At 43.2% G+C, this 12,544-nt stretch carries 14 protein-coding genes; 5 read left to right on the top strand and 9 right to left on the bottom strand.

The window, feature by feature from the left end:
- The first annotated feature begins 17 nt into the window (after positions 1–17).
- The 5 genes from CTER_RS03040 to CTER_RS03060 all read left to right on the top strand — a co-directional run bounded on the left by CTER_RS03040 (position 18) and on the right by CTER_RS03060 (position 6,046).
- The gene (locus CTER_RS03040; protein WP_004623649.1) at positions 18–2,381 is read left to right on the top strand and encodes a heavy metal translocating P-type ATPase; all 2,364 of its coding nucleotides are present in this window, start codon (positions 18–20) and stop codon (positions 2,379–2,381) included.
- A gap of 87 nt (positions 2,382–2,468) precedes the next feature.
- Entirely contained in the window at positions 2,469–2,849 is a 381-nt protein-coding gene (locus tag CTER_RS03045) for an ArsR/SmtB family transcription factor (RefSeq protein WP_004623672.1), read from the top strand.
- A 106-nt stretch (positions 2,850–2,955) separates the two neighbouring features.
- A complete protein-coding gene (locus CTER_RS03050) occupies positions 2,956–3,324 on the top strand; it encodes an ArsR/SmtB family transcription factor (protein ID WP_004623638.1) in 369 nt (122 codons plus the stop codon).
- 101 nt (positions 3,325–3,425) lie between these two features.
- Positions 3,426–3,665: a heavy-metal-associated domain-containing protein gene (locus tag CTER_RS03055; RefSeq protein WP_004623666.1), complete on the top strand. Its 240-nt coding sequence runs from the start codon at positions 3,426–3,428 to the stop codon at positions 3,663–3,665.
- Positions 3,666–3,691: 26 nt separating this feature from the next.
- On the top strand, positions 3,692–6,046 hold the full coding sequence (locus tag CTER_RS03060; RefSeq protein ID WP_004623646.1) for a heavy metal translocating P-type ATPase: 2,355 nt from the start codon (positions 3,692–3,694) through the stop codon (positions 6,044–6,046).
- 57 nt (positions 6,047–6,103) lie between these two features.
- Here the strand turns inward: CTER_RS03060 and CTER_RS03065 are convergent, their stop codons facing one another.
- The 9 genes from CTER_RS03065 to CTER_RS03105 all read right to left on the bottom strand — a co-directional run bounded on the left by CTER_RS03065 (position 6,104) and on the right by CTER_RS03105 (position 12,529).
- Entirely contained in the window at positions 6,104–7,969 is a 1,866-nt protein-coding gene (locus tag CTER_RS03065; protein ID WP_004623680.1) for an urease accessory protein UreH domain-containing protein, read from the bottom strand.
- A gap of 89 nt (positions 7,970–8,058) precedes the next feature.
- Positions 8,059–8,361: a hypothetical protein gene (locus CTER_RS03070; protein ID WP_004623622.1), complete on the bottom strand. Its 303-nt coding sequence runs from the start codon at positions 8,359–8,361 to the stop codon at positions 8,059–8,061.
- 76 nt (positions 8,362–8,437) lie between these two features.
- Positions 8,438–8,977 (bottom strand): hypothetical protein, encoded by a 540-nt coding sequence (locus tag CTER_RS03075; protein ID WP_131469375.1) that lies wholly within the window; start codon positions 8,975–8,977, stop codon positions 8,438–8,440.
- Between the two features lie 26 nt (positions 8,978–9,003).
- Entirely contained in the window at positions 9,004–10,032 is a 1,029-nt protein-coding gene (locus tag CTER_RS03080; RefSeq protein WP_040760158.1) for a putative ABC transporter permease subunit, read from the bottom strand.
- A complete protein-coding gene (locus CTER_RS03085) occupies positions 10,025–10,738 on the bottom strand; it encodes an ABC transporter ATP-binding protein (protein ID WP_004623648.1) in 714 nt (237 codons plus the stop codon). The genes CTER_RS03080 and CTER_RS03085 overlap by 8 nt, the downstream gene beginning before the upstream one ends.
- Positions 10,731–10,952: a hypothetical protein gene (locus CTER_RS03090; protein ID WP_004623655.1), complete on the bottom strand. Its 222-nt coding sequence runs from the start codon at positions 10,950–10,952 to the stop codon at positions 10,731–10,733. The genes CTER_RS03085 and CTER_RS03090 overlap by 8 nt, the downstream gene beginning before the upstream one ends.
- Positions 10,939–11,253 (bottom strand): DUF5345 family protein, encoded by a 315-nt coding sequence (locus CTER_RS03095; RefSeq protein WP_004623681.1) that lies wholly within the window; start codon positions 11,251–11,253, stop codon positions 10,939–10,941. Before CTER_RS03095 ends, CTER_RS03090 begins: the two co-directional genes overlap by 14 nt.
- The gene (locus CTER_RS03100; RefSeq protein ID WP_004623670.1) at positions 11,240–11,776 is read right to left on the bottom strand and encodes a sigma-70 family RNA polymerase sigma factor; all 537 of its coding nucleotides are present in this window, start codon (positions 11,774–11,776) and stop codon (positions 11,240–11,242) included. Before CTER_RS03100 ends, CTER_RS03095 begins: the two co-directional genes overlap by 14 nt.
- Before the next feature lie 99 nt (positions 11,777–11,875).
- On the bottom strand, positions 11,876–12,529 hold the full coding sequence (locus CTER_RS03105; protein WP_004623664.1) for a 4Fe-4S binding protein: 654 nt from the start codon (positions 12,527–12,529) through the stop codon (positions 11,876–11,878).
- Between the last annotated feature and the right edge of the window lie 15 nt (positions 12,530–12,544).

Consider the following 12,544-nt stretch of genomic DNA (forward strand, 5'->3'; position numbering starts at 1 on the left):
AAAGAGGGGATTTTAAAATGTCTGCAACAATAAAGAAAGAACTGCTGCTGGAGGGACTGGACTGTGCAAACTGCGCTGCCAAAATTGAACATAAGGTTAAAAGTCTTGATTCGGTAAGCACTGCTACGATGAATTTCATGACCAAGACCCTGACAATTGAAACGGCAGCCACAGCAGAAGTTCATGATATCATAAATGAAGCCGTATCCATTATAAAAAAGCTCGAACCGGATGTTACGGTGAAAGAAAAAAGAATGGCAAATGCCGAAAAGAAAACCTTGATGCTGAACGGACTGGACTGCTCCAACTGCGCTGCCAAAATTGAAAAGGAAGTCGGTAATATTTCCGGTGTGAAATCTGCAAATGTGGATTTTGTTTCAAAAAGACTGATTATAGAGTTTAACAGCAAGCATGATGAAAAAAGGATTGTTGATGAGGTTTCGAAAATTGCCAGGCGCATCGAATCAGGTATAAAAGTTGCCGAGGAGGATAAAAATAGCAAAAAAGGAGATGAATATGGTATCAACAGGTTGGAAATAGTCAAGCTTGCAATAGGAGCCCTCTTTTTCGGAGTGGGAGTGATATTCAGCTTCCCCTTTTGGGCAGAGCTTTCCCTGTTTTTGATAAGCTATGTGCTGGTGGGCGGCCAGGTTGTATTAAAGGCTGTAAAGAATATAATACGAGGCCAGGTGTTTGACGAGAACTTTTTAATGGGTGTAGCTACCATCGGAGCCTTTGCCATCCGGGAATTTCCCGAAGGTGTGGCCGTTATGCTGTTTTACCAGATTGGAGAACTGTTTCAGAATATTGCTGTAAACCGTTCCAGAAGGTCCATTAAAGCGTTGATGGACATCCGCCCCGACTATGCCAATCTGAAAGTCGGCAGTGAAGAAAAGACAGTATCCCCCGAAGAAGTGAAAATCGGTGATATTATCATAATAAAACCCGGTGAAAGGGTTCCTCTGGACGGCAAGGTACTGGAAGGCAAATCCATGCTGGATACCTCGGCCCTTACCGGTGAGTCGGTCCCACGGGAGGTGGAAGCAGGCAGCGACATATTATCCGGTTTTATCAATAAGAATGGTTTGCTCACAGTAGAGGTTACAAAAGAATTCGGTGAATCCACAGTAGCCAAAATCCTTGATCTGGTGCAGAATGCCAGCAGCAAAAAAGCTCCTACCGAAAACTTCATAACCAGATTTGCAAGATATTATACCCCTGTGGTGGTTTTTGCGGCACTTGCACTGTCAGTAATTCCCCCGCTTATAATTTCCGGAGCAACTTTTTCAGACTGGATTTACCGCGCCCTGGTATTCCTGGTTATCTCCTGCCCCTGTGCATTGGTTATATCAATCCCCCTTGGGTTTTTCGGAGGAATTGGCGGAGCTTCAAAAAACGGTATACTGATCAAGGGAAGCAACTATCTTGAGGCACTGAACGCCGTGGATACCGTGGTGTTTGACAAAACCGGCACACTTACAAAGGGTGTATTCAAGGTAACAAAAGTTACCGACCACGGCATTATACCGGATATGACCATTTTGGAAGCTGCCGCCTATGCCGAGAGCTATTCAAACCACCCCATTTCCCAGTCCATTCTTCAGGCCTACAATAATGCCTATGATAAGGAAATCAACAAGGATGAGATAGAAAATTATGAGGAAATTTCAGGACACGGCATCAGTGTTAAAGTCCGGGATCGCATAATTCTGGCAGGCAATGCCGGATTAATGAGAAAGGAAGCTATCGCTTATGAGGAAGTTGACGCTGCCGGAACTGTCGTCCATGTTGCTGTAGACGGTAAATACGCAGGACATATGGTTATCTCAGACGAAGTCAAGGACGATGCGGCAAATGCATTGAAGTCATTAAAAACCATCGGGATCAAAAAGCTGGTTATGCTGACCGGAGACAGCAAGGCTGTGGGTACAAAGGTAGGCCAGACCCTCGGATTGGATGAAGTTCACGCCGAGCTCCTCCCCCATCAAAAGGTTGAAAAGCTGGAGGAACTTGAAAAAAACAAGTCACCTAAAGGGAAGCTTGTATTCGTAGGTGACGGCATAAATGATGCCCCGGTACTTGCCAGAGCGGATATCGGCGTAGCAATGGGCGGACTGGGTTCGGACGCGGCCATTGAAGCGGCAGACGTGGTCTTGATGACCGACGAGCCCGCCAAGCTTGTCACTGCCATAAAGATTGCCAGAAGAACCAGGGTTATTGTATGGCAAAACATCATCTTCGCACTGGGAGTAAAAGGAATTGTGCTCCTGCTTGGTGCGGGAGGCATAGCCACCATGTGGGAAGCGGTTTTTGCCGATGTAGGTGTGGCAGTTATTGCCATACTCAATGCCATGCGGGTTATGAAGGCTGAAAAGCTTTGATTCCCCCTCCCTGATCACTTTATTGTTGACAGCCGCAGTATTAAACAATATAATAATTATTTAAAATACACGCTTAGGAGGGATCGAATGGATAGTAATTACCGGGATGATGATAATCAGAATATAGTCAGATGTGATTGCAACATTATTCACAATGATATTGTCGATAGGGTAAAAGAAATTATCCCCCAGGAAGAAACCCTTTATGATCTGGCAGAGCTTTTTAAAACCTTTGGTGATACAACCCGGATAAAGATCCTCTATGCCCTGTTTGCTTCTGAAATGTGTGTGTGCGATATTGCAGCACTTCTCAACATGACACAGTCGGCAATCTCCCACCAGCTCAGAGTTTTAAAGCAGGCAAGGCTTGTTAAATTCAGGAAGGACGGAAAGGTTGTCTACTATTCACTTGATGATGAACATGTAAAACACATATTCGATCAGGGTCTTCATCACATTTCAGAATAATGGTTTTCACACGTCAATTGAGTAAATTTATCATTGACAATTGAAAAATAAGGAATATAATAATAGTTGAATGATAAATCAACTATTCAACCAACGGAGGAAATATATGTGTGCATACACCGCCGATAATGACAGATGCGACTGTAATATCATACATGAGGCAGTAGTCAACGATGTGAGAGAACATATGCCCGATGAGGATAATCTTATCGATCTTTCCGACCTATTTAAAGTATTTGGTGACTCCACAAGGGTTAAAATTCTCTGCGCATTATTGCGTGCAGATATGTGTGTATGTGATATAGCCGTACTTTTAGGAATGACCAAATCTTCAATTTCTCATCAGCTTAGGGTGCTTAAGCAATCCAAACTTGTAAAAAACCGCAAGGACGGGAAAATCGTATACTACTCCCTTGCAGATGACCATGTAAAAACTATTTTTGATCAGGGTCTGCTGCACATTACCGAAAAATAGGTTTCACTTTATATTTTTTTGTCTTGATAGTTGAGCGATAAAACAACTGTTCAACTAAAGCTTGAACAGCAAAATTATATTTGAGAAGAGGAGAATAATTTATGGGAACAATTACAAAACAATACACACTGGAAGGACTTTGCTGCGGTAATTGTGCTGCAAAAATAAAAAAGGACGTAAGTCTCCTGAACGGAGTCAGAAGCGCAGATGTAAACACAGACACTGCCCTTCTTTCATTAGAAATCGATTCCGGCTGGAATCCGGATGTACTGTCTGGGGAAATCACACGAATCGCAGCTGCACATGATGAAGACATTATTGTTAAAGAAGCTTTGGCATAAGCATTCAAAAAAGGCGGGAATCATAAATGGATACAGCTATTAAAAAAGAATTTATTTTAGAAGGACTTTGCTGTGGGAACTGCGCCTCAAAAATCCAGCGGGATGTGAGCAGGCTTGAGGGTGTATCCTCTGCTGCCGTGGATTTTGTTTCAAAAACCCTGACCATGGAAATTACAGACCGTGAAAAAGCTGAAAGCCTCACAGCCCAGGCCGATTCCATCATAAAACGGCATGATCCGGATGTTGTAATGAATGAAAAGGAACAGCTTCAGCCCGGCAAAAAAGTGATTTATCTGCTTGGTCTCTGCTGTGCCGACTGTGCTCAGAAAATTGAAAAACAGGTTAACCGGATAGACGGTGTCAAATCAGCAGGAATTGATTTTGTTTCTCAAAAGCTTACCATTGAAGTCCTGGACAAAAAGAATTTACCTGCCGTTATCCGGCAGGCATCTCAAATTGCCACCGGTATTGAACCGGCAATTCAAATTTCATACACCGGTACAAATAGCACTCAGGCTTCTTCTTTAAACCTGAAGAAGTGGCTGCACCGTATCACCCTGTATGCAGGTGCCGCAATCTTTGTCACAGGCATGCTTTTTGATTTTGGCACTTACATAGAGTTTGCCCTGTTTCTGATCAGCTACCTTTTTGTGGGCGGTGAGGTTGTATTCAGGGCGCTGAAAAACATTACCAAAGGCCAGCTTTTTGATGAAAACTTCCTTATGAGTGTGGCTACCATAGGAGCCTTTTCCATTGGAGAATATCCCGAAGGTGTGGCTGTAATGCTCTTCTACCAGATCGGAGAAGCAATTCAGCGCCTTGCGGTTAACAGATCGCGTAAATCAATATCATCTCTTATGGACATACGGCCCGATTATGCCAATTTAATAATTGGAGATGAAATACGGAAAGTTACCCCGTACGAGGTTGGTATAGGTGACCTGATCGTTGTAAAACCGGGAGAAAAAATTCCGCTGGACGGCCGTATCGTTGAAGGGCGGTCCACCCTGGACACTTCCGCATTGACCGGAGAATCCCTCCCCCGTGATGTTGAACCCGGCAATGAAGTGTTATCGGGCTCCATCAATAAAAACGGCATGCTCACAATTGAGGTTTTAAAAGAGTTCGGAGAGTCAACAATTTCAACAATATTGGACCTGGTACAAAACGCCAGCAGCAAAAAAGCCCCTACAGAAAACTTTATAACAAAATTCGCAAGATACTATACCCCACTTGTCTCTCTTGCCGCACTGACACTTGCAGTAATACCTCCCTTGGTAGTACCTGGCGCTGCTTTTTCAGACTGGCTGCACCGTGCGCTGGTATTTTTGGTTGTCTCCTGCCCATGTGCGCTGGTTATTTCCATACCCCTCAGCTTTTTCGGAGGAATAGGCGGAGCGTCCAAAAACGGTATACTTGTAAAAGGCAGCAACTATCTGGAAGCACTTAATAATGTGGATACAGTTGTATTTGATAAAACAGGTACGCTGACAAAAGGGATTTTCAAGGTAACACAAATCGTCAGTACAAACGGGTGGTCCCAGCAGGAACTCCTTTCCCATGCCGCTCACGCCGAGAGCTTTTCCAACCATCCTATAGCCGTTTCGGTACAAAAGGCATACAATCAGGTAATTGATACCCTCAAGCTTAGCGAGCACGAGGAAATACCCGGCCAGGGAATCCGGGTCAAGGTGGACGGCAGGCTTGTGCTGGCCGGCAGCAGCAAGCTGATGGAAGCCTTTGGTATAGCCTTCAAACCAGCCGAAGTATTGGGCAGCATAGTATATATAGCCATTGACGGAAGCTTTGCAGGATATATCATTATTTCCGATGAGTTAAAACCCGACAGTAAAGAGGCAATTCATAATTTAAAAAACATGGGTGTAAAAACCACAGCAATGCTCACAGGAGACAGTAAAGCAGCCGGAGAAAAAATCGCCGGTGAAATCGGGCTGGATATGGTTTATACGGATTTGCTGCCTCACCAGAAGGTCGAACAGCTTGAGGCTCTGGAGAAAAAGAAGCAGACGAAAGGCGGCAAGCTGGTATTTGTGGGTGACGGCATCAACGATGCACCGGTTCTGGCACGTGCCGATATCGGTATCGCCATGGGAGCACTGGGTTCGGATGCAGCTATTGAAGCTGCCGATGTGGTCCTAATGACCGATGAGCCTTCGAAGCTTGTTTCTGCAATAGGGATAGCCAAAAAAACAAAAAGCATAGTATGGCAGAATATTGTATTTGCATTGGGCATTAAAGCTGTTATTCTTGTATTGGGTGCCATGGGTATAGCTACCATGTGGGAAGCCGTATTCGGTGATGTGGGAGTAACGGTTGTCGCAATTCTCAATGCCATGAGAGCTATGAGAGTTGTAAAATAAAAATGAGTATCTCCATTCAAACGCAGAATTCAACGGCTGATCATAAATTATTTGATCCTAACCGCAGCAGCCTCCTGCTCCGGCCGGAGGTGTATAATTTTCAACTTCACCTTTTACCTCCTCCAGGTCAACATTATTTATGTCATCAACCACCTTTACATAGCCATGAAGCATTCCCATCCAGCATTGGAAGGTAAAATCCTGTTCAGGCGTCAATAAGGGAGTCTCCTTCTGATTCTGCAGATCAAGCTGCCCCTGGTACTCAGGAAATACTACAACGTTATTGCAGGAATTTAACTGTTCGGTTTTGAATTTAATTTTTGCGGGAACACCCTTTTGTAAAATTACAACTGCCGGGGAATATCCATAGTCATTTACGGTAACTGTTACTTCCTGCCGGTTATCGGTTATTTTTGCAAGCTGTATATCGTCAGTGGGGATTTTCCCTCCTGCAAACTTTGTAGCTTTGGAACCGGCAGCACAGCATCCGCCGCCCCCCAAGGCTCCCAGGGAATTATCACCGGCTGCAATATCACTTGCATCTGCACCCGAGATATCACTGACTACCTTTATGTTGCTGGTGATCATACCCATCCAGCAGGTATAAACAAAGGTGCCCTCCTTGTCGGGTGTGAACTCTATAACATTTTCTCCTGCAACAAGCTTCTTATTTTCAATGCCGTATTCCGGAATGTTTATGCTGTTATTGCAACCGTTCAGTTCACTTTGAGCCGCAGAAATTGTCCATTTTACGGGTATGCCTTTCTGAACGATTATGGGGGCGTACCGTCCTGATTCAAGCTGGGTATTCACTATCTGCACATCGCCTTCCAGCTTTGCTATCCCACCGGTGGCAGGCGTTGCTCCAAAAACGATGTTTGTATTGAAGCCCGAAAGCGCCAGGCCCCTGTTCAGCATTACAATTCCCAATATCAGCACAAGAGCTGCGCTCACTTTCATCATTCTGTGCGTAAACTTGCCGCTCAAAAATGAACTGACTGCTCCGAAGCCGAACATGAGCGGAACCGTTCCAAGGCTGAACAGGAACATTGACAAAGCGCCTGCCATTATGCTGCCTGTGCCGAGGGCATATATCTGCATGGCCTGCAGCGGTCCGCAGGGCATCAGTCCATTCAGCAGTCCAACTACCAGCGGACCGCGGCTCCCGCTGTTTTCGTGAACCTTTTTGGCAAATATCTTTGGCATTCTGGGGTTCAGTTTTCTGAGCGCAGGGAAAATATTCAGCATATTCAAACCCATGATAACCATAAAAACACCTGACAATATGGCAACTATACCCTTGGCTGTCCCCGAAAAGCTGATAACAGAACCAAGGCCGCCCACAATACCGCCTACCAGGGTATAAGATATTACCCTGCCTGCATTGTACAATAAACTTGGTTTTAGTTTTGCATATTTGGAATCCCCGCCTGAAGCCTTATACTGGACACAGACAGACAGGTTAATGCCCCCGCACATGGCTACACAGTGCAGAGAGGTCAGCAGCCCTATAAAAAACAATATGCCGTATCCCATGGATTGGTCAACCTGTGGGATAAAATTAAAACCAACGGTATTCTTAACAAGCATGTATAAAGCAAAAATAATTACTACAATACCGGCCATTTGCCCAATTCCCGTTTTGTCGGTGTTTTTGCCCGGCACTTTGGCACCTGCGGTATTTATAGTAATATCCTCCGGCTTGTTTTTTACACTGTAATCCAGTTTTTCAACAGCCTCGATTATTTTATTTAAATTGGTTATATTCAGATCATAAGTAACATACACGTTTGAACTGCTGTAAATAGCTTTTACATCAACTATTCCGTCAAGTTTTTTCAAGGTATTTTCTATCCTTGTTTCACAACCTGTACAAGTCATACCGCCAACTTGAAGAATCTTCCGCATTGTCTTTTGTTCCATACGGTACCTCCATTCCTTCCTGCTTACTTTAACTGTAATTATTTTAGCACTAAGTTATGAAGATTTTATGGAGAGAAAAGAATTTCAGTTTATTTAATCATAGTTTTCTCATCTGCTGCAGTACCATGTCCGCCTTCATTCTTTTTCCCATTTTTGTGACCTTTCAGCATCATAGGGATCATAAACACCATCATGACAGGACATATAAATGGTGCAATTGCTCCCAGAGGCTTTGCAATTGCAGAACCGCCGTTATTCATCAGAAACGGTACTATTGACAGAATTATGATAGGTGCTCCGCAGCAAAGCGCCATCATCAGCATATGGGAAAAATGGCTCTTTTGTTTCTTGTTTTGCTTATTATTGTTATCATGGGTTCCGTGGCAATTCATAAAATTCTCCTTTTATTTTAAGATTTAATTGATGCAGAAATCTTATCATAAATATATGGAGTTTTCATGAAGACAGCTACAATTCCTTGAATAAAGCCGCACCTCTTCCTTTTAAATAACTGAAAGCCGCCGCATCTGCCGCCGCAACCGCAATAAACCAAAGAACCTGGAAAACAACCGGGTTTGCCGGATTTAACATTGCAAAAATACCGATTGGCAGCATTATTGACAAAAAACCTGCCGCCAATGCCAGCATAACACTGGCGCTTTGCTTCACCGCTGCAACCTGAGTGTTCCATTCCAGCTTCGGAAAGTGAAGATTGATTATAAGTCCGGCAACTGCTATGAATACACAATAGCTGCAGCCCACGGCAACTATGAGCAGGTACTCCAAAATGGTAAATCCCAATACTGCCGTAAGCACTGTCGAGCAGATTACCAGTATTGGCGCCGTTATAACCAGATTCAGCAATATTTTGCTCCTGAATATATCCATAGCCTTTAACGGCAGTGATTTGACAATCCACAGGTTTTTTCCCTCCAGTGAGATTGAAGGAGCAGTTGTACAGGTAAGCGCCACACAAAACACCATTGCCATGGTCACTATGAGATCCATGGACATGTTAACCGGCAGCGCTGCTGTTAATTCATTGAGCTTTGATCTGCTAGAAAATAAACATTACCAGTATAAGCACCATCATTACAGCTCCAAAACCTGTATTTATCACATATATATAAGATAGAGAAATATAAACTCACTTCTTTTTTAAACAATGCCATGGCGGTGGTCCGTACCTGCAAATCAGTCATTTTATAATCGGAGGCTTTATATTTCTCCTGCATTTGTGAGTTTACCGCTTTAAAACTCCGCGCAAACAGCCAGACAAATATTATAAAAACTATAATTGAAATCACGGCAAATACCAGAATTGAAATAATGTCCATGTGCAGGGCGGCAGTTATTAATCCAAAGGGATAATAAATTGCCTTTAATGAGCTGATAATGCTTACCATGTTCTCAATATTGGCAGTTGTCAATGAATTGAGTGAAAACATTCCTCCCATAAACGATATGAGCAGAACAAAGGTTCCGACAATTAAAAAAAGATTTGTATGTCTGGATCTGGAGGATACCCTGCCAATGAACAGCGACAGGACTGCTCCTGCAATTACCGGGATCAGGCTGGCTAAAATCAGCAGCAATAGTGCTGCAAAATAATAAGCCACTCCCACCGAAGTTTTTATTCCATATACCATCAGATACGGAAAACCTAAAAGTACGGCTAATCCGGCATTTCTTGAAACTATCATAAACAGTTTGCTGACTAATACTGCCCCCTGTGATACCGGCAGTGACATGAGCATGTCAAAATCCCTGAATGCAAACAAATATCCCGGTGCCTTGTATATGGACATAAAGAGGCAAACCAGCATGGACAGGGCCGTACCTGCAATAATCAGTATATCCAGAGCACCCTTCCCGGCCAGGAAGTCCGACATTACCCAGGCATACATACTCATTTGCACAAAAATCATGAGTATTACAAAAATTATCAATCCCGACAAAAGACCTGCCTTCAGCTTTTCACCCTTTGTGGAGCTTTTCAGCAGTTTATTTATGCCTGATGAATTTATTAATTGTGCTTTAATAAGAAGTATTGTCTTATTCATTGTCAATCAACTCCATAAATATTTCTTCCAGTGTGCTGTCCCCTTTTACTTCGGCTGTATCTCCGCAGGCTATGAGCCTTCCGGCCTTGATAATGGCTATTTTATTGCATAGCTTTTCGGCCACTTCAAGTACATGTGTGGAAAAGAATACTGCTCCGCCATTGTCGCAGAGCTCTTTCAGAAATCCTTTCAAGGTGTGGGATGCCTTTGGGTCAAGACCTACGAAGGGTTCATCCAGAACAAGCAAGCCTGGCCTGTGAATAAATGCTGATATCAAAGCCAGCTTCTGCTTCATGCCATGGGAATAGGCCGATATGATATCCCCAAGGCTTGAGGTTATCTCAAAGGCATCGGCATATTCTTTAATTGCCTTTTCCCTTTCCGTTTTGGAAACGGTAAAAATATCCGCAATAAAGTTCAGATACTGGATTCCTGTCATATTTTCGTACAGGTCGGGATTGTCGGGTATAAATGCCATTGTCTTCTTGCACTCCAAATCCTCGGTTTTAATTGATTTGCCGTTGATGAAGATTTCCCCTTCACTGAAGTCCAGAAGGCCTGTTGCACATTTTAGAGTTGTGGTCTTGCCTGCGCCGTTATGTCCTATGAACCCGAATATATCACCCGGCTTCACTTCAAGAGACAGGTTATCTACAGCCTTCTTTCCGTTTTTATATATCTTTGAAAGCTTTTCTATCCTAAGCATTTTTACTTTCCTTTCTATCTCGTCTGATGACTGCAAAATAATAGACTATAAGCGGTGTCGGAAAGTTGGATATACCCCAAATTCCCCAAAGCCAGGGAAACCTTCCTCTTTTCTGCGCGTCTCTGAAAATCCAGATCCCCTGGAAGAAAACAAATAAAACTATTAACAATATCACCCATAAGGGGGGATTATTAAAAAAATCATGCCAGTTCATCTCTTCCCCTCCTCTTTATAATAAGCAGTATCGTAGGTACTGTGAAGAACAATCCCTGGATCAATGCAAATAACAGGGCAGACAGCTGATAAAGCATTATCAGAGCTGCTATAACTGCAAGTGCGATACAGCTGAACAAGGCTAGCTGTCTGTTGTTTTTTGACGCCAGCCTGGCCTGTTCATCCGAAACAAAGTCAGCCATGGTCATCAAATCAGGTGCCCCCAGGTCCAGTTCATCAATCTTTTTTGAAACTTCCTTTAAGCTTTCTAATCCTTCGGCATTACTTTCATCCCTGTCCATAACCTTCCAGCTCCTTTCCAATACTCCTTATTGCATTTGAAAGCCTTGATTTTACAGTTCCTACCGGCACCCCAAGAGTTTTTGCTATGGCCTCATAGGAATAGTCAAAGTTGTATTTCAGCACTACAGGTGCCTTAAGCTTTGGAGAAAGCCTGTTGACCGCCTGTATCAAATCATCATTATCAAACAGATTATCTATTTTATTGTCATAGTCTTCGGAAACAGCAAGTGTGCTGCAGTAGCTCTCAAACAGCCGCTTCCTTCTGAGCCCTGTCAGCCATATATTCTTTGCTATTGTTATCAGCCAGGTACTGAAGGCCGCCCTGCTCTCATTATAAAGCCTGATTTTTTCAACAGCCCTGGCCATTGCTTCCTGGGTGATATCCTGGGCATACTCTTTGTTCAGGGTGAGTTTCAGGCAGTATTTGTAAACTATTGCGTAATTCTCCTGCAGCAGTTGAGCCATTGCATGCCTGTTACCCTTCCTGGCATTTTCCACAAGGTATTCGGATGGGTCCCCCAAGTTTTTTCACCACTCTTTTCGAACGTTCTATTAATTGTACCTTTATCATATGGGTTTTGTTCACTTTTTAAAAGATATATTTTTTCCTGTACGGGTATATCAGAGATATAACGAATTTTTAGGACATTTATCGACGCAAACTTTACATCTTATACAGTCCGGGTTTGTAACAACGCCTTCATCCTTATACTTCCATACATCAATCCCCATGGGACAGTTCCTTGAACATATTTTACAATTGATACAGGTGTTGGGCTTGAAGCTCACATGCTTTATTTTATTTTTTACCTTTGTGATTCCTGCCGCATAGGAAGCCAGAGTCCCCATCGGACAAATCCTGCACCAGGTTCTTTGATTATAAACTGTTCCTAAAATGATTGTCAGAGCTGTTGTTATAATAATCATTCTTACGAATACCATTCCAACAACATTTATATTTCCCCATGACATAAAAATCTGAATTGCAAATCCTCCCAAAAGCAGGCATAGAAATAGCAGTCTGAACCATTTCATTCTTAAAAGCTCCGGAATGCGGAGTTTCCTGCTGATTTTGGAAATTATCATATCGTTCATACTTCCCCTGGGACAAAAATTTCCGCACCAATACCTGCCTTTAAAAAAGGACATAATAATCGGAGCCAGCATGCATATAATTGCTGCCATCCCCACCGCCGGAAAGAATACACCTGCTATGCAAAAAACAAGTAAAATGGTCCAGGACCACTTATGAACAAACTTACTCAAATCAATCATTTACAACCTCCTCTT

The sequence above is a fragment of the Ruminiclostridium cellobioparum subsp. termitidis CT1112 genome (genome assembly GCF_000350485.1).
Classification (GTDB): domain Bacteria; phylum Bacillota; class Clostridia; order Acetivibrionales; family DSM-1351; genus Ruminiclostridium; species Ruminiclostridium termitidis.

Coding starts and splice junctions, on each gene's coding strand:
- CTER_RS03085 (WP_004623648.1), bottom strand. CDS start 10,738: ATGCTTAGGATAGAAAAGCTTTCAAAGATATATAAAAACGGAAAGAAG.
- CTER_RS03105 (WP_004623664.1), bottom strand. CDS start 12,529: ATGATTGATTTGAGTAAGTTTGTTCATAAGTGGTCCTGGACCATTTTA.
- CTER_RS03040 (WP_004623649.1), top strand. CDS start 18: ATGTCTGCAACAATAAAGAAAGAACTGCTGCTGGAGGGACTGGACTGT.
- CTER_RS03090 (WP_004623655.1), bottom strand. CDS start 10,952: ATGAACTGGCATGATTTTTTTAATAATCCCCCCTTATGGGTGATATTG.
- CTER_RS03065 (WP_004623680.1), bottom strand. CDS start 7,969: ATGGAACAAAAGACAATGCGGAAGATTCTTCAAGTTGGCGGTATGACT.
- CTER_RS03045 (WP_004623672.1), top strand. CDS start 2,469: ATGGATAGTAATTACCGGGATGATGATAATCAGAATATAGTCAGATGT.
- CTER_RS03060 (WP_004623646.1), top strand. CDS start 3,692: ATGGATACAGCTATTAAAAAAGAATTTATTTTAGAAGGACTTTGCTGT.
- CTER_RS03095 (WP_004623681.1), bottom strand. CDS start 11,253: ATGGACAGGGATGAAAGTAATGCCGAAGGATTAGAAAGCTTAAAGGAA.
- CTER_RS03055 (WP_004623666.1), top strand. CDS start 3,426: ATGGGAACAATTACAAAACAATACACACTGGAAGGACTTTGCTGCGGT.
- CTER_RS03080 (WP_040760158.1), bottom strand. CDS start 10,032: ATGAATAAGACAATACTTCTTATTAAAGCACAATTAATAAATTCATCA.
- CTER_RS03070 (WP_004623622.1), bottom strand. CDS start 8,361: ATGAATTGCCACGGAACCCATGATAACAATAATAAGCAAAACAAGAAA.
- CTER_RS03050 (WP_004623638.1), top strand. CDS start 2,956: ATGTGTGCATACACCGCCGATAATGACAGATGCGACTGTAATATCATA.
- CTER_RS03075 (WP_131469375.1), bottom strand. CDS start 8,977: ATGGATCTCATAGTGACCATGGCAATGGTGTTTTGTGTGGCGCTTACC.